The 22,222-nt window shown below is 47.3% G+C and carries 4 protein-coding genes; all 4 read left to right on the forward strand.

The genetic code is table 11. The features are described from left to right. Positions 1-11: 11 nt before the first annotated feature. From KTO58_RS28705 to KTO58_RS28720, 4 genes are read left to right on the forward strand one after another with little or no spacing between them, the layout of a single operon-like run. On the forward strand, positions 12-5,759 hold the full coding sequence (locus KTO58_RS28705; RefSeq protein ID WP_095836110.1) for a non-ribosomal peptide synthetase: 5,748 nt from the start codon (positions 12-14) through the stop codon (positions 5,757-5,759). After that, positions 5,756-10,486, forward strand: coding sequence for a non-ribosomal peptide synthetase (locus KTO58_RS28710; protein WP_095836109.1), 4,731 nt, complete (start codon positions 5,756-5,758; stop codon positions 10,484-10,486). The genes KTO58_RS28705 and KTO58_RS28710 overlap by 4 nt, the downstream gene beginning before the upstream one ends. 48 nt (positions 10,487-10,534) lie before the next feature. Next, complete coding sequence (locus KTO58_RS28715; RefSeq protein ID WP_095836108.1) at positions 10,535-11,347, forward strand: cupin-like domain-containing protein; 813 nt, start codon at positions 10,535-10,537, stop codon at positions 11,345-11,347. Between the two features lie 34 nt (positions 11,348-11,381). Continuing rightward, a complete protein-coding gene (locus KTO58_RS28720) occupies positions 11,382-22,193 on the forward strand; it encodes a non-ribosomal peptide synthetase (protein ID WP_198315075.1) in 10,812 nt (3,603 codons plus the stop codon). Positions 22,194-22,222: the final 29 nt, after the last annotated feature.

A 22,222-nucleotide genomic window follows, 5' to 3' on the forward strand; every position in this document is an offset into this window, starting at 1 on the left:
TAACGAACCTAATGAATACAATGGACCAGATACCAACCGGCATTCAGCGCAGTATATTACTGTCGGGTGAATCCTATAGTGCCAGCAAGGCCTATTGGATACAACAATTGCCGGACGAATTTATTACGGATGCATTTATATACTACCACTCAGACAATGAGTTTGGTTCGCCGCATGTTTGTACACTGGTATTCCCTGAGGCATTAAATGAAAGGATCTTCACGATCAGCAAACAATCACAGCTGGGTATATATATATACCTGCTTACAGCTTTACAATTGCTGATTAATAAATATGCTTATGGTGAGCGTATCTCAATATTATCCCCGCTGTATAAACCAGCTATTTCCTCCGCTACACTGAATCACTTTGTGATTGTCACTAACGAGGTAAGTGCCGACTCTACCATAAAAGAGCTCTTATTACGTGTAAGAGAGGCCGTGAGCCACGCATATACTCATCAGGATTATCCACTGGAAGATCTGCTACAGGATAGGTATCCGGAAGGAGGCTCTCCCCGGCAATTGCCAAATATTGTCTGTAGCATGGATGGAATACATGCCGCAATAGCTACATCGCTGAGAGAAAATGTACATTTTCAGTTCAGCATTAATAATGGTAGTATACAATTATCCATTTACTATGATACTTCCGTATGTCCTCAGCATTGGATGGAACAGGTAGGTCGTCATTTTCAGGCAGTACTGGCTGCTATGGTAAATGACCACCAGCAGGTAGTAGCAGCCATATCCTGTTTGTCGCCTGCCGAAGAGTATGAGTTGATCTACACCCGCAATGATACAGCCAGGGCATATCCACAGCAAGAGACGGTCGTATCGCTGGTGAGCCAGGTAGCATTGAATGATCCTGATAAGATAGCATTGGTATGCGAGGACAGGGAGTTAACCTATCGGCAGTTAGATGAGATAGCTGGCCAGTTGGCTGCTTTCCTGGCTCTCCGTTGGCAGGTACAGCGACAGGATAATATCTTGATCCTGCTGGAACGCTCTGAATGGTGGGCTATTGCAATACTGGCTACCTGGAAACTCGGGGCTGTATATGTGCCAGCAGATGTGAACTATCCGGCAGCACGTATATCCTGGCTCCGCGAGCACTCTTCCTGCCGACTTGTACTGGATGAAGAGGTTTTGATGCAGTTCAGGGCACATCCTCCGGTAATGCCACACTTTACTGACATACCCGCTTCTCAAGATATTGCTTACATTATTTATACGTCGGGTACCACTGGAGTCCCCAAAGGGGCCGTAATTGAGCATACCGGTATGCTTAATCATCTCTATGCCAAGGTCAACGACCTGGTATTGAATGCAGAGACGCGGGTTGCGCAGAACGCTTCCCATTGTTTTGATATTTCCATCTGGCAGCTATTTGCTGCATTGATCAGCGGAGGTACCACTTATATTTTGCCCTCAGCCTGGACCTTAGACCCGGATCAACTATTGAATGCCGTATTAAAGTATCGGGTGGATATATTAGAGGTGGTGCCGTCGCAGCTCTCTTTATTGCTGGATGTGATGCCGCCGGAGGATAGCCGGCTACAACATCTTCGCCATTTGCTGGTCACCGGTGAAGCAGTGAAGAGCGCTTTACTCGGACGGTGTTTTTCCCGCTGGCCTTCCTTGTCTGTCGTTAACGCCTATGGCCCTACGGAGGCGGCTGACGATATTACTCACCTGTTCGCCGATCCTGCAGAGGTGTACGATCCTGTACCGGTAGGAAAGCCGGTACAGAATATGCACGTCTATATTCTCGATCGCCGACAACAACTCTGTCCACCGGGGGTAAAAGGTGAAATATGTGTATCCGGTGTAGGTGTGGGCAGGGGGTACTTTAAAGATGAGGAACGTACCCTACAGGCATTTATGACAGACCCTTTCCGTCCGGAACAGTCACTGCGTATGTATCGTACCGGTGATCTCGGTAGACTGCTGGAGGATGGCAATATCGCTTTCCTGGGACGTATGGATCAGCAGGTAAAGATCCGTGGATACCGTATAGAGTTGGAAGAAGTGGAGAATGTGCTGATGCAGGTATCCCGGGCAACAGCTGTTGCGGCGCTGCCGGTGACGGCCGCGGATGAAAGTACGCTGCTCTGCACATTCCTCGCTGGTGTAAAAAAAGCTATGCAACAACCGGCGGAGATCAAACGACTCATGAAACAACGGCTGCCGGAATACATGATCCCCGATCAGCTGATATTCCTGGAATCGCTGCCGCTAACCACTAATGGAAAAACAGATCGAAAAGCATTAAAAGCACTGGTACCAGATAATGCTGTAAAGCCTGATATCGCCAAAAAAATGCCGGTAACAGTTTTGCAGCAGCAACTATTACGTATCTGGCAACAAGTGCTGACCACAGATATCGGGATCACAGATAATTTTTTTGATGCAGGTGGACACTCTCTCAATGCAGCCAGAATTGCAGCTTTCACCAGAAAGGAGCTGGAAAAGGAACTTAGAATTGCTGATATCTTTAAGTACCCGACCGTCGAAACACTGAGCGTATTCCTGGAAAGGCAGGAACATGATCCTTTACAGCCATTATCTGTAGCCCCTTTAAGGGCATTTTACGAGTTATCACCCTTACAGGAAGAAATCTGGCTGGCCAGGCAGATGGATGAAGCGGGTAGCAGCTATAATATTTCAAGACAGGTGTCATTGACCGGCCCCTTGCAACCAAAACTACTAGAGCAGGCTATTAATAAGATCATTGCACAGCATGAAAGCCTTCGAACCATATTTGTAACACTGGATAATATCGTATACCAGCAAATACTGCCAGCCGATCAGGTGCACCTGGAAATGCCGGTGATCGCTTTGCCTGCTGATAGTGTGGATGATACTACCGTACGGCATCGCCTTCATCTGCTGACCAACGAAGTCTTTACACCGGAACAATGGCCGCTAATAAAGTTGTCGCTGCTCCAGCTGGCACCAGCACATTTCCTGCTGGTGATGAACGTACACCATATTATACTGGATGGATGGTCGGTACAGTTGCTAATCGAACAATTATACCTTGAATATAACCAGCTGCTATCCGGTAAGGATATGCCCCGGCCATTAATAGCTGCCCAATATAAGGATTTCGTATACTGGCAGCGAAAACTAGAGGCTGCACCCGGGGCCGCCGACGCCCGCCGATTCTGGCAACGGGAACTGTCACAACTACCAGCTGAAATGGAGCTGCCGACAGACCATCCGCGACCGGCTGCGCGATCTTTTAAGGGAGAAACCATCCGGTTCAAACTCAATGAACAGCAACGAACCGGACTGGAAGCGATGGCACGTGAACAGCAGGCTTCCCTGTTCATGGTATTGCTAAGCGCTTTGTATGTGCTATTGTTCCGGTATACAGGTAGTTCGCACCTGGTAGTAGGCACGCCGGCAACGGGTCGTAACCGGCTAGAACTGGAGTCCATCCTGGGACTGATCGCTAATGTGCTGCCAGTGCAAACCACTGTTAGCGGAGCATTGACATTTCATCGGCTGCTGGAACAGGTAAGGGATAAATTACTGGAGCTATATGAATACCAGCATTATCCGTATCAGCAATGGAGAGAATCTGAGGAGGCAGGTAAGGATAACCGCCCGCTATTCGATGTGATGATGGTGCTGCACAACTATATACATACAGCATCGGAACAATCGATGTTAAATGATGTAACAGCCGAAGATGTCGATATCCCAGGTACTACCAGCAAATTTGACCTGTTGTTTGAAATCATCGACTACCATACTTACCTGGCAATAGATTTGGAATTTGATACGGCACTGTTCGAAAAGGAAACAGTGATACGACTTGCCGGCCACTTTAAGGAGGTGATCGATGATATACTGGCCCATCCTGGCAAAGCAATACAACAAATATCCTATTTATCAGCTCCGGAACAAATACAGATCCGTCGTTTTGGTATGCCTGCTGTACCAGCTACAGACCTGCCTCACATACCGGTAGCATTTAAATTAGCGGCTGGCCGTTATGCTTCGCAAGCTGCCGTATGTTGTAATAAACAGGTATTCAGTTATGCACAGCTGGATGCCGCTATAAACAGTATTGCAGACTACTTGCGTCAACAGGGAGTGGAGGCAGGTAATAAGGTAGTAGTGATCCGAAAGAGAGCTGTCTGGCAGGCTGCAGCGATGATGGCCATCTTTCATATTGGAGCTTGTTATGTACCACTCGACCCTGATTGGCCGGAAGAAAGACTGGCATATGCGGTTCGTACTGCGGCCCCTGCAGTAGTATTTGCAGATAGACATACCGCTATATTGGCCGCACAATGGGGATATCCCGTTGAAAACCCTGAATCGTTGATCAGTGATGATATGAATGAACGTTCATTAGTTGCGCCGGTAATCGCCCCTCCTGATACGGATGCTTATATCATCTTCACATCAGGATCTACCGGTCAGCCTAAAGGAGTGGTACAATCTTATCGTACACTAAATAACCTGATGCAATGGCAGCTTACTTCAGCAGGTATTGACGGAGGTCTCTCTCTGCTCCAGTTTACCTCATTTGGTTTCGATGTTTCGTTACAGGATACCTTGTTTACGTTGCTGACAGGGGGGGTATTACATATCGCAGATGAATCATTACGGACGGATATTGAGCAGTTGGGCGCCTATGTATGCCAGGAGCAGATCGCCATCCTTTCTATGCCTTATTCCATACTGATACGCCTGATCGGCTGGATCAATACCTTCGGACAGACAGCGCAGCGATTACAGCATATTATTACAGCGGGCGAACAGCCCTTCCTGGACGAGACACTTCGCAGATTCCTGGGTTATGCTCCTATTCCTTTGCATAATCATTATGGTCCTTCCGAGACGCATGTTTGTACAAGCTATACATTATTATATACCGATCAGCCTGTCCGGGCGTTGCCGGCAGGAGCTCCGGTTCCTGGTTTTCATATACGCATACTGGACAACGGTGGAGAAGATACTGCTGTTGGCATCCCCGGCGAGATCTATATCAGCGGCGCTGGTGTCTTCACCGGATACCTGGGGGACGACGACCTGACAAATGCCCGCTTTGTTGAAATGGAGGGGAAACGGTGGTATCGTTCCGGGGACCTGGGTAAATGGCTACCCGATGGTAATATTCAATTCCTGGCAAGAGCAGATCAACAGCTGAAGATCAACGGATATCGTGTCGAAGCTACCGAGATAGAAAATATACTGCTGGAATTCGAGGGGATACAACAAGCAGTCGTTATAAAAAAACAATTCACAGATAAAGATAGCCTCGTTTGTTTCTTTCAATCGACCTCCTTACAGGAAGAGGTGTCTTTAAGGAGGCTGTTAAATACCCGGTTGCCCTATTATATGATCCCGGAAGTATTTGTACAACTGGATCGCCTGCCGGTCAATAATAATGGGAAAGCGGACCGTAAACAACTGGCAGAGATGATAATAGCGGATCAGCAGCAACAAAAAGTAATGCCAGGAAATGATACGGAAATGGGTTTGCAGCTCATCTGGCAAGAATTACTGAAAAAATCGGATATCGGCATCCACGACAATTTCTTCTTGCTGGGAGGACAATCACTGAAAGCTACCCGGCTTATGATGCAGATAGCCCAGCAGTTTAAGATATCCACTTCTATCAAGACCATTTTTACTTATCCCACAATAGCAGAACTAGCAGATTATATACGGGAACAACAGCGTAACCAGCAGGATGCTGCACTCGCGGATGATCATGCTAATACTATACTGATATGAGTTTAACAGACCTGATATACCGGCTGAGAAGTGCCGGCGCGAAATTAGAGTTAGCCGCAGGTAACATTAAGTTGCATATGCAGACACCGACTGCATTGCCTGCAGTGCTGCTGGAAGAAGTGCGGATGCGCAAACAGGAGCTGTTGGAATGGTTGGCTTCTCCTGCTGCTGCGTATGAGATATTACCTGCTCCGGTAGCAGCAAACTACCCGCTTTCCTATGCACAAAAACGCTTGTGGTTGTTTGAGCAAGCCGTACAAAGTAGTGCTTATTGTCTTTCTGATGCTGTAGAGATCAAGGGGGAGCTGGATGAAGTGGCTTTCCAACATGCGTTGCAGCATATCTACGATAGACATGAGTCGCTGCGTACTTCCTTCATCACCGAAGATGGAGCACCCCGGCAATATATTTCGTCCGCTGCTGAACGGCCTATGAGATATGAACTGAAGGATATCAGTGCAGAGCCGGATAAAGAAAAGTCGTTACGTGAGTTGCTGGATATGGCAGCAGCATTACCTTTTCAGCTGGAGGAAGGGCCATTGTTCCGATTACAGCTTATTAAGCTGGAACCAGTACGTTATGTGTTACAGCTGACCATGCACCATATCATATCAGATCTCTGGTCTATGCAGAACTTTACCAATGAATTGCTGGCATGTTACGATGCTGCTGTAAAAGCAGCACCCTGGCCGTTGCCTTCATTACCATTGCAGTATAAGGATTATGCCTGCTGGGAAAATGCGCCTGTACATCATGTGTACATGGCAGAGCACCTGGCTTTCTGGCGTCCGCGACTGGCAGCCGCACCCGCTGCACCCGAGTTCCCGGTAGATTATCCGCGTCAGCCAGAAAGAACTTTCAATGGGCAGGATATATTCCTCCATATATCTGCTGACCGCTATAAGCTGTTAAAGAACTGGTGTAGTAAGAACGGTGCTACTACCTATGCCGCCTTACTTACGATGGTAAATGTGCTGCTGGCCAGATATACCGGAGAATCAAAGACAGCGATCGGTATCAGCGTCAACGGCCGCAATTACCCGGGTTTAGAAGAACAGATAGGTTTTTTTGTCAACCTGCTTCCATTGCATCTGGAACTAGACATGCAGGCGGGATTTCTCTCCGCTGTTACGCATTGCCGGCAACAATTGCTGGAAGTGCTGGAACATCAGGCGGTACCATTCGATATGCTGATAGAGCACGTGCCTGCTATTCATAAGCGGCCGCGTAACCGTTTCCCTTTCTTTGATATACTGGTGGAATTTGCAGCACAGGAGGAAATAACGGATACCGGTGCTTTTGCCATGCTGGAAACTGCATCATATGATACGGAAACACAGACCAGCCAGTTTGACCTCTTATGGGGTTTTACAGAAGAGGCAGACGGGTTACATGTCAAGATCAATTATAACACTGCATTGTATCGTGAACAGCGCATATGTATGATGTTAGGACACTTTGATAACCTGCTGTCAGCTGTTATGAAAGATACGGCCGCCTCGCTGGGAGATATTGTATTCCTGGATAAAGAAGAGCAGCAGTGGCTGAACAAAGTATCTGGTAATACATTACCGTTAGCAGTTGTGTCAGCAGATTTTTCTTCGCTGTTCAACGAGATTGCAGTAAGATACAGCAGCAAGCATGCGATCTCTTTTGAAGGGAGTACTTATACCTATCAGTGGTTAGATCAGGCATCTACAACACTGGCTGCGGTTTTGCAACAACAAGGGATAGGACCTGGCGACCGTGTTGCTTTTACCCTCAGAAATTCTCATTATACGTTGGCGAGTTTACTGGCTATATTGAAAGCGGGTGCTGTTTTCGTCCCGGTAGATAACAATTTGCCGGTAGACAGAAAGCAGTTCATACTGCAACTGGCGGAGATAAGTGCTGTCATGTTCGAATCCTTTGCCCTGCTGGATATGCCTCCGCTGGAACGGGTAGCATGGATAGCTGTAGATCTGGAACTGGAGGCACCCGCTGCTACCTTTCAACCGGTAATACATCATCCGGAAGATATTGCATATGTAATATTCACTTCCGGCTCTACGGGTGTGCCTAAAGGGGTAGAAGTCCGTATGCAAAGTTTCATGAACTATCTGTTATGGGCAAATGATCATTACTTCACACCAGAAGAACGTAACAATTTTGCCTTTTTCACTACTATAGCATTTGACCTTACCCTTACCTCTATTTTTACTACCCTCTTACGTGGTGATATGGTGTGTATCTTCCCCTCCTCGGGAGGAACTGTATTGTCAGCTGTATTCAGTGATCCGCAGGTAGATGTGGTGAAATTAACACCGACACACATAAGATTACTGAATGTGTTGTCTGTAACTACTACAGCGGTACGTATCATCATCAGCGGAGGAGAACCGTTGTTGGCCAGTGATATTGCATTGCTGCAATCATTGCATGCCGGCATACACATCTATGATGAATATGGCCCTACTGAAGCAACAGTAGGTTGTATGGTCAAAAAAGTAGATGGTCTTGTTGCTGTCGGGTCTGTAGGAGTACCAATAAGGCATGCAAGAATTAATGTACTTGACGACAGGTTAATGCCGTTACCACAAGGCTATATAGGAGAGATATACATAGGTGGCGGAGTACTGGCAAAAGGATACCTGAATGAAGCGGTAATGACAGCCGGGAAATTTATATCATCTCCTTTTCATCCGGGAGAGTATATCTATCGAAGTGGAGATACTGGATACTGGAATGCAGATGGAGAGTTGCAGCTGCTGGGACGCCGTGACGGACAGGTAAAAATAAATGGTATCCGTATCGAATTGAACGAGATACAATACCGGTTACGGAGTCATCCACAGGTCAAAGACCTGGTATTGCGGATCATCGTCGACGCCAGCGAGGATAAGGCACTCGAGGCATTTATTGTACCTGCAAACGAAGGAAGTGAACAGCTGGGAGAACAGGCGATACGGGATTGGTGCCGTCGGTATTTGCCTGAATATATGATACCTGCCCGCATTTACTTTATAGAAACGATACCCGTTACCGATAACGGGAAGGTGGATTATTCTGCATTGGATACCATAGAACGCCGTGCTCCGGAAAAAGCGGCCTATCGTGCGCCCGCCAATGAACTTCAACGATTATTGGTAGAAGCATGGTCAGAAATGTTAGGGACTCCTGCCGGCATAAATGATAATTTTTTTGAGCTGGGAGGAGATTCCATTAAAGCTATCCGCATTTCAGGGAAATTATTCCAACAGGGATACCGGCTTTCGGTAGCAGATATATTATCCTGCCCTTCCATTGAAGCGCAGGCAGCCTGCATATCAGCAGATTCCAGGCAGATAGCTCAGTTGGTGGAGCAAGGCCCTGTACCGCTGTTGCCTATACAACATGCATTTTTTGAACACGTTTTTCCTGAAAGACATCACTATAACCAGTGCTATATGTTGCACCGGGACAAGCGATTTGAGGAAGCGGCACTGGAAGCGGTATTTAATAAGATAGTCCGGCATCATGATATGCTGCGGGTTTCCTTTCATGAAGAACAGCAGCAGGTCATACAATTCGTGCATGATCATGTACCGGAGATACCGTTACGTATAGTCGATATGCGCGGTGTCCCTGATGCGGAAGTGAAGACCAGGCAGATTGCACAAGAGGTACAAATGACGATGGACCTCACCTGCGCCCCATTGCTCCGGCTGGTTTTATTCCGGCAGGATACCACAGATCAGTTACTGGTATGTATACATCACCTGGTAGTAGATGAGATCTCCTGGACCATATTGCTGGAGGATATCAACACGCTGCTCCTGCAGTACGGGAAAAAGGAACTATTACAGCTGCCGCTGAAGACAAATGCATACAGGGAATGGGCAGAGAGCCTTATAACAGGGGCGCGACAAGAGGCGCTGCAACATCGGTACTATTGGGAACAACAGCAACAGCTAACGACAGCATCCTGGAAGCCGGATTATTCCGTTGCAGCGACGGAACACGACTCGGATACCCTGGAGATTCAGCTGGATGGAGAGATTACAGGGATGTTGCTGACGCAGGCGAATACAGCATTCAATACCCGTATGGAGGATCTGCTTATTTGCGCATTGGGCAGGACTGTTCATCAAACTTTCCAGGTCGATGCATATTGGCTGGACCGCGAATCACATGGCAGAGGACAAGGAGAGGGCGCACTGGATTTAAGCCGCACCGTAGGATGGTTCACAAGCCTTTGTCCATTGTTATTACCAGCTGCTGCCAGTAACGACCCGGCAGATTATATCAAGACGGTCAAAGAACAATTAAGGGAAGGGAGTCACAGACAATTGGCTTATGGACAGCTCCGGTATCTTAGGCCAGCTACTGAAGAGGCCGATAATGCACTGCATATACAGCCTCGCATCATCTTCAATTACCTCGGTCACCATGATGAACAGAGTGTTTCTCTTGATTTCGAAGTAATGCCTTTTGATGGCGTAGCTGTCAGCCCCTCCCGCCCGCGTATACATGAATTTGAATTCGAAGCCTATGTCAGTAATGGCGTATTATCTGTATTACTCACCTATGCACGAACCCAATACAAGACAGATACAGTACGGCAACTGATCGATAATTTCCGGGAGAGCCTGATAGTACTGACTAATTATTGCTGCAACCGGCAGGAAACATCCTACACACGGCATGACTTTGACTTTGCTGGTCTCTCAGCAGATGACCTGGATGAGATTGGCAGCCAGCTGGGCTGAAATCTTTCTATATCGTAACCGTATTGCTATGATTTAAATACTCCACCGATGGAACTAGGATTTAATAAAATATTACCGATGGATATCTGTGTAGCACCTGACAGCCATACATTCAATAATAACTATGGTTTTCCGGCCCGGCCTGTGCTGATAAAAAATGTAGCCAATCATTGGAAAGCAATGACGGCATGGACCCCGGAAGTGTTCAGCACCCGATATCCGGATTTATGGGTACGGGTGGTCAGAACAGACAATAGTGAAGCGAAGGTGATGATGTTACAGGATTACTTCCGGTATATGCAGGATCCCGGAGAAGAGAATCCTTATTATCTGAAAGATTGGGTGTTTGAAGAGGATTGTCCGGAACTATTGCAAGACTACGACGTGCCTTCTTACTTCTCCAGCTGGCTGGAGCATATGGACCCTGCAGAGAAACCAGCACTCCGCTGGTTTTATATAGGTCCTGCCGGGTCAGGTTCCCGTATGCACCTGGATACAATGGATACCAGTGCGTGGAATGCCGTTATATCCGGTCAGAAACATTGGTTGTTCTTTCCTGCTGAACAAAGTAGCTGTGTATATAATGGTGAGGTCGATGCTTTTCATCCTGACTTCGAGCGTTTCCCCTTACTGGCTGCCGCCGAACCCATTTATTGTATACAGGGGCCGGGTGATATTGTATTTACTCCCAGTGGTTACTGGCACCAGGTATATAACGCCCGGCCGGGTATTTCCATCACGGAAAACTTTGTCAATGAAACAAACATTGAACAGGTAAAACAATATTTCATACAGCATCAGCTGCATGATGAACTGGAGACATTGCAGCATCTTGTTGCACATGTAAATGCGAGCCGATAAAAGATATCCCCAATCTATCTTAATAGTCCCTGTTATGAATAATGTTGCAAGTCCGAATAAGAAGATTCAAAATATATATGAGCTGACCCCACTGCAAGAAGGTATACTTTTTCATACCCTGTATCAGTCGTCTGGCAGTTATATTGTACAAACATGGTACACCCTGCGGGGAAAACTGGATGTGCAGATATTGAAACAAAGCCTGGATGTGCTGTTTATGCGTCATGAAGCCTTGCGTACGGCCATTGTATTTGAAAAGGTGAAACAGCCATTGCAGGTAGTCATGGCAGAGCGCCAGATCGATTTCAGATATGAAGACCTGCGTGGTGAACTTCCGTCTGCCCGGCCCGTTCATATTGATGCATGTCTGAAGGCAGACCGGGAAAAAGGCTTTCATCTGACCAGAGATAGCTTGTTAAGGCTGACAGTGTGCCAGGAAGAGAAGGAGGAATTCCGTTTCTTATGGACCTTTCATCATATCCTGATGGATGGATGGTGTGTGGAAATACTGTCTAACGAACTCGAACATATTTATTTCGCACTATATAGTAATCAGCAGGTAAAGCTATCTCCGCCGAAACCTTACAGCCATTATATAAAATGGTTGCGTCAACATCAGGCTGTAGCAGATACAGGCTTCTGGAAAAAGTACCTGGAAGGGTGCAACAAACCCACCGGTATTCCCAGATACCTGCTGAATGAACAGAAGGGTATGCGGCACAGGGAGATCAGCGTAGATCTGCCAGCGGAACAGGTATCGCAGTTGCAACAACTGGTGAGACGGCAGCAGGTAACACTGAATGTCTTTATGCAGACACTCTGGGGCATTTTATTGGGTAAAATGAACGGTGCCCACGATGCTATATTCGGCATCATCACTTCAGGTCGGCCGGAAAACCTGGAAGGAGTCGATCAAATGATTGGTCTCTTTATCAATACTATTCCGCTTCGTGTCAGTACGACAGATACGGACTCCTTTGCGAGCGTCATGGCGCGTATACAGCAACACACCCGTGATCTTCTGCTACATCAGCATGATTCTCTGGCAGAGATACAAGCGATAGCAGGTGCTGACACGTCACTGATCGATCATGTGCTCATTTTTGAGAACTACCCATTGGCAAAAGAACTTGAAACGGCGACAGAGACCCGCGATGAAGGATTTGTGATCAGTAATGTGGCATTTTATGATTACACACATTATGATTTCAGTATTGTAATCATGCCGGATGCCAGTTCGGTTACCATTAAGTTTGAATTCAATGAGCTGGTATATGACACCGCCTATATAACTGCTGTGGCAGAGGGGTATATGTCTTTGCTGGAGCAGGTATTATCCAATCCTCAAGTCGCATTACAGGAATTATGCCTGCCCGTACCACGCCAGGTCGTAGCAACACCGCTGTGGTCTACGGATGCTGGAACGATGGCCGACGTCATCCGCATACAGTCCCGGCTCACACCAGCAGCGACCGCATTGGTGGCAGGAACAGATACCTATAGTTATAAATGGCTCGAGACTGCTGCGGAGAGTCTGGCAGATTACCTGCTGTATGAAAAGCAGGTCACTGCCGGCGAACGCGTTGCTGTACTGGCTGGAAGAACTGTCTGGAGTGTAGTAGCTATGCTGGGAATATGGAAGGCCGGCGCCGTATATGTTCCCATAGATCAGCATTATCCCGCCGAACGTCAGTTGTGGATGATCAAAGATGCAGGCATAAATCTTATACTTACTACCCAACCAGCTATTACATGGGCAGATACTTATGATTGCCTGCATCTTCACGCAACAGCTTCCTGCCTTAACCGGGTGGTGAGTGGACAGCTTCCTGCCGTAGCAAGTCATCAAGCAGCTTATATCATTTATACTTCCGGGTCAACAGGAAGACCGAAAGGTGTGATCATTTCCCATGTCAGTCTTGCACAGCTGATTGCTGCACTGAAGGAAGCAATGGTGCATCAGGCAGACTGGCAATACCTGTTGCTTTCTCCTCTTTCTTTTGATGCTTCGCTCAAAAATATACTTGTTCCGCTCAGTATCGGTGCTACACTGCACCTGATAGAAGACAGCCGTGATATCCCGGGTTTGGGTAAATATATCAGTGCACATGGGATACACGCTATGCATACTGCGCCGGCTGTCTGGGAGGAGCTATTGCATCATATACCGGCTGCACAGCTGTCGTCCCTATGCTGTATATCCAGCGGTGGAGAAGCAATGAGCCGTAGACTGGCCCAGTCACTACTATCCTGTTTTACCGGGAAAAATATATATAATACATATGGCCCAACAGAGATCACTATCAATGCAACCGTGCACCGCGTTACCGAACAGACCTTGCTGTTTAACACACCTCCCATAGGAAAGCCACTATCAGGATATGAGGTGTACATACTCAATGACCGTAAGGAGCCACAACCCGCCGGCATCAGCGGAGAGATTTGTATAGGTGGGACAGGACTAGCCATGGGGTATGTACAGGAAGAAGATGCAGCAGGCCGATACATTAATGGATTACCATCTTTGACTCAACGGTTGTATCGCACCGGCGACAAAGGGGTAAGGCTGCCAGATGGGGAGATTATTTTCCAGGGCCGCCTGGATGACCAGATAAAGATCAGAGGGTATCGTATTGATCCGGTGGAGATCGATCAGCATCTCATACGTTTTCCGGGTGTACAGCAAGTGTTTACTACTGGTCTGAAGGACACGGGTGCTGATAATTACCTGGTAACCTATTATACGACAAACGCTCCTGTTGAAAGGACTGCACTTCGCCAGTTCCTGGAGCGGCACCTGCCCGGATTCATGATACCTGCCACCTTTGTGGAGGTACCCTTACTGGCACTGGATATCAATGGCAAGATCAACAGGAAGCAGTTGCCTGACCCGCGGAAAGAACATTTCTTCTCCCGGAAGGTGTATGTTGCTCCCGCTACAAAAACAGAACAGCAGCTGACAGACATCTGGCAACGACTGCTGGGGATCGCTGAGATTGGCACCGGAGATAATTTCTTTGAAATAGGAGGGCATTCACTTAAAGCTACCCGCCTGATGACGGCCATCCAAAGTGAAATGGGTACAACAATCCGGCTGAAAGATATCTTTGAATATCCCACCATTGGCCAGCTGGCTGCCCATATTCGGGAAGCGGATACAGGCAAGGCACTGCCCGCCATTACCACGGCTCCTACTCAAGACTACTATGCGCTCTCCCACGCACAAAGGAGGATATGGGTGCTCTGTCAGTTCAAGGAAGATAATGCAGCCTATAATATGCCCTATGCAGCAGTAATACGGGGCGCCTTACAACCAGCGGTGATGGAAGCAGCCATCACCCTGCTGATGAACAGACATGAAAGCCTTCGCACGGTCTTTATTTCGGTAAATGGAATTCCCTATCAGCAGATACGTGTTGATATGCCCGCTCCGATCCTGTTTGAAGATCTTACCGGACTCGATGAAGCTGAACGTCAGCAGCAGGCAGCGCATTTATTTGAACAGGATGCGGAAAGCCCGTTTGATATTGAAAGAGGGCCACTCTTCCAATTTCATCTGCTGAAAATGAAAGAAACAGAATATCTGCTGATCGTTGTTATACATCACATTATCAGTGATGGTTGGTCACAGGGCATATTAGGCAATGAGCTTATAACAATATACAACTCATTGCATAGCGGACTTACACCAGTCCTGCCAGCAATACCGGTACAATACAAAGACTATTCCCATTGGCATAATGCACTTATCGAAGCCGGACATTTCTCTGATCAGGAACATTACTGGCTTGACAAACTGAAGGATAAACCCAATGGGATCGTATTGCCGGCTGATTTTTCCCGTCAGTCTGTACAGACTTTCAATGGAAAACGAATCACCTTTTCGTTAGGCACTACTGTAACGGAATCGTTAAACAGGATCAGCAGTGAACAGCAGGCTACGTTGTATATGACGTTGATGAGTATTGTCAATATCTTCTTGTACAAATACACCGGACAACAGGATATTATACTCGGATTGCCCATTGCCGCCAGAAAAAGAGAAGAGTTACACGGTACTATCGGCTTTATGGTCAATACTATCATATTCCGTTTATTACTGCAACCGGATGATAAGTTTCCAGACTTCCTGCAACAGGTGAAAAAAGAACTGCTGGAAAGTTATGAACATCAGGATTATCCTTTTGATATGCTGGTGGAAAAACTGGACATGGAGCGTAATCTCAGTCAGTCACCACTTTTTAACGTGATGGTTGCCTACAATAATACTGACCTGACAGAAGACGATCTGGAGCTGACCGATACGGTGTCATATGAATATGAGCAGGCTGATGATTTCAATATGAGCAAATTCGACCTTATTTTCTTTATTCAGCAGGGTATTACGGATGTGGTCGTATCGCTCGAATATAACAGTGATCTTTTCGAAGAAGCAACTGCGGCACGTATGGCGAATAATTTCCGCCATCTGTGTGAAAAAATCTGCCTGTTGCCAAACTTAGCATTGCGGCAGCTGAATGTAGTGAGGCCTGAAGAGGAGCAACAGCTTGTACAAACGTTTAATGATACCTATAAGGACTATGGTGCGCAAAATATCATTGACCTCTTTGAAGTAGCTGCCCTGCAGTATGCCGATAGGGAGGCTGTGCGTTTCGGCAAGGTATCCGTTAGCTACCGTGTGCTGAATGAACAGGCTAACCGGCTGGCACATCACCTGATCGATAAAGAAGGTGTCCGTCCGGGAGATATTATCGGATTGGCACTGGAGCGCTCTGTGAATATGATCATTACCCTGATCGCCATTGTAAAGACAGGAGCAGCCTACGTAGCGATAGATCCTGGATATCCGGTAGAAAGGATCCGTTATATGATACAGGATAGCGGGGTAAGCATCTTGTTTGCCGATAGGCAGGAAATGATGCTGGAGCAAGGGTATGATGGGAAAATTATTCTTGTTGAGGAGGCGATGGCACATTGTCATACTGCTCCGGATAGCAATCCGACACCAGATATTGATCCCGAGTCATCTCTGTATATTATTTATACTTCCGGCTCCACAGGTACTCCCAACGGAGCAGTACTTTCACATGGCCTGCTGGCAAACCTTATTATCTGGCAATTACAAGACAGCGGTATTGATCCGGGGCTATCCTGTTTACAGTTCACTTCCGTTAATTTCTGTGTATCCTTCCAGGAAATATTCAGCACGCTCTGTAGTGGAGGGTTGCTGCATCTCATTGGCGAAGTAGAAAGGCAGGATATTGAATACCTGGCGGGTTTCCTGTCACAACATGCTATTGAAGTATTATATCTACCGTTCTCCTATCTCAATTTCTTGTTCAATGAACCGGACAGCGCATTGCATAGTCACCATTTTTCCCTCCGGCATATCATTACAGCGGGTGAACAACTGAAGATCACCACGGGATTACGCAGATTCCTGACGAAGTATCCTCACATAAAGTTGCATAACCACTATGGCTCATCTGAAATGCATGTGGTGAGTTATTATACAATGGATGTTAATACGCTGGATGATAAAGCCGTTCCTCCTGCGGGTAAGCCGGTCGGCAACACGGCCATCTATATCCTGGATGAATCGAAGAACATTGTACCGGTGGGTACATGGGGCGAGGTATGTATTTCGGGTAGTTATGAAGTAAAAGGGTACCTGAATAATGCAGCACTGACAGCGGCCCGGTTATTCGATCATCCGTTATATTCCAAAAATAGTCATCGGCTGTACTGTTCCGGCGACATCGGGCGTCGCCTGGCAGACGGGAATATTGAAATAAAAGGCCGTAAAGATGGTCAGATTAAGATTCGGGGATTCCGCGTAGAGCCGGGAGAAGTAGAAACCGTGATCTTCTCTTACCGTCATACAAAAGACGCAGTAGTAGTAGTGAAGGAGGATGGCAGAGGACAGTTTGTACTGCTTGCATATGTGGTATTGCTGGGAGGAAGTATCCAGGAATTAAAGGAATATATCTCCGGTACTTTGCCGGGCTATATGGTGCCACGTTTCATACAGCTGGAAGTATTGCCGCTGATGCCGAATGGAAAGGTGGACAGGGCTGCATTACCGGAGCCACCTGAGAGTGAACTGGTAACACGTTTTGTTGCTCCCAGGAATGAAAAAGAATCCAGGTTAACAGTATTGTGGAAAGACATACTTGGAGTAACGACAGTAGGGGTGTTAGACAACTTTTTCGAACTAGGCGGTCATTCGCTCAAAGCTACCCGCCTGGTATCCTCCATCTATCAATCCTTCGGGCAGAAACTGGAACTGATCAATGTATTTAAAAATCCCACCATCGAAGCATTGGCCGCATTGCTGCAAGAGGATGGTATCGGGGCACCACAGCGGTTACCTGCAGCGCCAAGGCAGGAATTTTACCCGGTTACGCCGGAACAACACCGGCTATGGTTAATGGAACAGCTTAATAATACGGGAACTGCTTACAATATGCCGTTGATGGCGAAGATTAGCGGTGAACTGGATTATGACCGCCTGTTGGCCGCCCTGATAGCACTGATGCGAGATCAGGAGATATTGAGAACGGCTATTGTCCGTGTGGATGGTACTCCTGTACAGCAGATATTGAGCATGGAACAGGTTAAATGTCCACTGGACTTTCACGATCTGCATTTGCTGCCGGAAAAGGACGCCACCAGGGAAAAACTGACCCGGGAGCTATTTGATACCCGCTTCGACCTGACAACAGCACCATTGTTTAATAGCAGATTGATACGTACGGAGTCCCATACTTATTTCCTGCTGATTAACCTGCATCATATTATCGGAGATGCAGATTCCTGTGCTTTGTTACTGGATGAATGGCAGCAGAGATATAATCAGGGAGTAACAGACAAAATAACGACAACGACTTACAAAGATTATGCATACCACCTGGCACAAAAGATAGCTACGGGAGATACATCGGGGCATGCGTATTGGCTAAGGCAATTAGATGGGCAATTGCCACTTCTCGAAATACCAGTTGATTTCTCCAGACCTGTCCGTCGTTCTTTCGCAGGTACAAAACAGCAGCATGTTTTTAGTGCGCAAAGCTGGGAGGCTTTACGGCTGCTGGCCCGTCAGCAACATTGTAGTCAGTTCGCTCTCCTGATGACATTGGTGAAAGTGCTATTGCATAAATATTCCGGTCAGACGGACCTGGTAGTCGGCGGTGTAGTATCTGATCGTACTAACAGCGACATGGAGCAACTTATCGGCCTGTTTCTTAATACGCTGCCATTCCGCACCAAACTATCAGGCATTGCGCCATTCACCACCTTGTTGCAAGATGTAAACCACACCGTGTTGGAAGGAATGGAACATGCTTGGTATCCGGTAGACAGGGTAATGGACGAATTGCAGATACAGGCGCAACCCGGCCGGCTACCGCTGTTTGACGTAGTGATCTCTTATGAAGATTTACAGCATACAGTTGCAGCTTGTGCTACCGGCGGCCTGCATATAGACCTTGTACCACTGGAAAGTGACACCAGTAAGTTTGACCTTGCGTTCCATTTCGAAGCATCGTCAGAAGGATTATTACTAACACTCGCTTACAATACAGGCATCTTCTCGTCAGAAAGGATGGCACGTTTACTACTGCATTTTGATCATCTGGTAGCACAGATCATCGCCGATCCGGCACAGCAGGTTAACACACTTGGTATACTAACGTCCGGAGAACAACAGCAAATACTGGAAGTGTTTAATACACCGGATATATCCGCTCCATCAGGTACACTTGTGGAAGCATGGATGCAGACATTGAATAAGCATGCAGGTGCGCAGGCACTGGTATCCGGATTTAAGCAGTATACGTACCAGATGCTTCATGATCAGGCTACGCGGATAGCCGCTTGCCTCCAGGAACAATACGAGGTGAAGCCAGGGGATATCGTTGGTGTTATGACGGGGAAGTCATTCCTGTATGTAGCCGCATTACTGGCTATTATCCGAACAGGTGCGGCATATCTGCCTATCGATCCGGATTATCCGGAAGAAAGGATCCGGACTGTATTTCATCGTTCCGGCGCAGCATTATTGCTGATGGATGAGGCTACTGCCTATTCTACCGGAGCGCTTCCTGCTGTAAGGCAAGTACAACTGGAAGAAGCTGCACTTTACGAGGGCCGGCTAACACCAGTTGATCGCCAACCGGAAAGTATTACCTACGTTATTTATACTTCTGGTTCTTCCGGTCAACCCAAAGGGGTACCGGTGACAGATGCAGCCTTGCTGAAACTATGCAGCTGGAGCAGTAACACCTTCGGTATGGATGAACATACTAAAGCTGTACTCTACGCGGGTATTGGATTTGATGCCGGTGTATGGGAGCTTTGGCCAGTCTTACTAGCCGGTGGAAAGTTATTTATACCGGATGAGAGGATACGCATGAATATACCGGCATTGCAGCGTTTCCTGGTGGATAAAAAGATTTCGCATTGTTTCCTGCCCACACCGGTGTTCGAGGTGTTATGTCGTCAGGAAGATAACCAAGGATTGTCTGATACGCTCTTCCTGACCGGTGGAGATAAATTAAAGTACTACAATCGCAATCTACGGGCTTACAATAACTATGGTCCGGCAGAGGCAGCTGTAGTGGCTACTGCCTATTCCCTTCAGGACTATAGGGAGGGGATGGAACATATTCCTATAGGAAGGCCATTACCTCATCACCGCGTATATATACTGGATGATGGCCAGCGGTTGTTACCAGTCGGCATGACAGGGGAGATTGCGATCGGTGGCCCTTATATCACGAATGGTTACCTGGATGAACCGGCATTGAATGAACGGCATTTTGTACCGGACCCTTATTATCCTGGTCAGCGTTTGTATCTCACAGGTGACAGGGGATACTGGCAGGAGGATGGTAATATCATATTCGATGGCAGAAAGGATGATCAGCTGAAGATAAGAGGGAAGCGTATTACCTTGGGAGAAATAGAGCAATCCCTGCAAAGGCATCCTGATATCCACACCTGTGTGGTGAGGCCTTTCCCCGGCAGTAGTGGTGAGATCAGCCTGGTGGCCTATATTGTTTCTCCTGCAGGGGATCAGACCAGCGTATATAGTGCTTATCTCCGGCAATGGTTGCCCGCTTATATGATTCCTGCGCATTTTATATACCTGGAGCAACTGCCGCTTACGCCAAATGGGAAAGTTGATTATTCGACACTTCCGCTGCCGGTTTTTACCACCATGCAGACCGATGATACGGCGCCTGTGTCATCGACAGAAGCTACACTACTTGAAATATGGAGACAGATATTTAACAATAACGGATTGTCCGTCCGGGATAACTTTTTTGAACTGGGAGGTCATTCACTTACAGCTATCAATATTGTAGCCGCGATAGCCCGGCGGTTAAGTGTGGAGATTGATCTCGCGTTGATATTTGCTCATCCTACGGTAGCTATGTTGGCTGCTGTAATGCCGGCATCTCTTACTGTCTCTGTGCCGGAACAGGTGTTGCCGGCTACGGAGGAGGCCTTCCCGCTATCATATGCGCAACAGCGTCTTTGGGCAGCCAGCCAGCTTGATATGACCGGCACAGCTTTCCTGGTACCGCTGGCTTTCAACCTGGACGGTATTGTAGACAGTAATCGGTTACAGCAGGCCTTCGATAAAGTAGTACAACAGCATGAAAGCCTGCGAACTGTGTTTGTAAGTAATGATGACCAGGTACAACAACAGGTGTGGCCTGTGGAGAGGAGTAGTTGCCAGCTCTTGCTGGAGGAGATGTATTATAGCAGCGAAGAGGAAAGGGCGGCTTTTATCCGGGAGGAGACAGCCAGGGAGGCATCGACACCATTTACGCTCTTGGCAGGACCCCTGTGCCGCGCAAAACTCATTACGCTGGAAGCTACCTCTCATCTGTTGCTGATCACTTTACATCACCTGATTGTAGATGGATTATCCTGTGAAGTACTGTTACACGACCTGGTAGCACAATACCTGGAAGATCTGCCAGTAACGGAAAGACAATTGCAGTACCGGGATTTTGTACACTGGGAATCACAACGTAATGATGATACAGCTGCAGCATATTGGCAAGCCCGTTTTCGGGGATACCGGGGAGCTTTGCAGTTAAGGACAGATTTTCAAGCCACCGCTTTGCCAACATATGATGGGAAGAAAATACACCGGATCATCCATGATGACCTGCCTTTCCGTATAAAGGAGATGGGAGCGGGCGTGACCGGATTCCAGCATTTTTTTGCCTGTCTCAATATATTGCTCTACAGGTATACCGGTCAGCAGGATATCGTGATTGGTGTGCCTTTTACCGGAAGAGACCATACTGCCTGGAAATGTATTATCGGATTCTTTGTTAACATGCTACCGCTACGTACTGACTTTAGCAGCTGCGATCGGTTTGACCAATTGCTGGAATTAGTGAAAGCAGATATGGTGGCAACTTTCCGTCACCAGTATTTCCCGCTTGATAAAATATTACAGCAGCAGATAGGGCAACAGGAAACGACTGCGTTAGTTCCCTATCGCGTAGGCTTCACCTGGCATCCTGACTTACAGGAGCTACCGGTGGATAAACTGCCCTTCCGTATTGATTCCTATGATGTACCATTAGCAGATGCGAAAGCAGATTTATGGTTTCATGCAGGCATGGATAATGGGCAGACAGCGATTACCCTGGAATATAATACTGCTCTTTTCGAAGAAGCAACTGCCTGCCTGCTGGCAGATTGTTTCGTTGAAATAATCACACAGACCCTGCAGCAGCCTTGTATAAGGTTCGAAGAGTTGAAATTAAGTATGAGCCCGCATTTGCAGGCCCGACGATCTATCAGCGACTTTAATATCTGATCATTTTCCCCTTTTGTATAGTTCCCTAA

This window comes from Chitinophaga pendula, assembly GCF_020386615.1.
Classification (GTDB): domain Bacteria; phylum Bacteroidota; class Bacteroidia; order Chitinophagales; family Chitinophagaceae; genus Chitinophaga; species Chitinophaga pendula.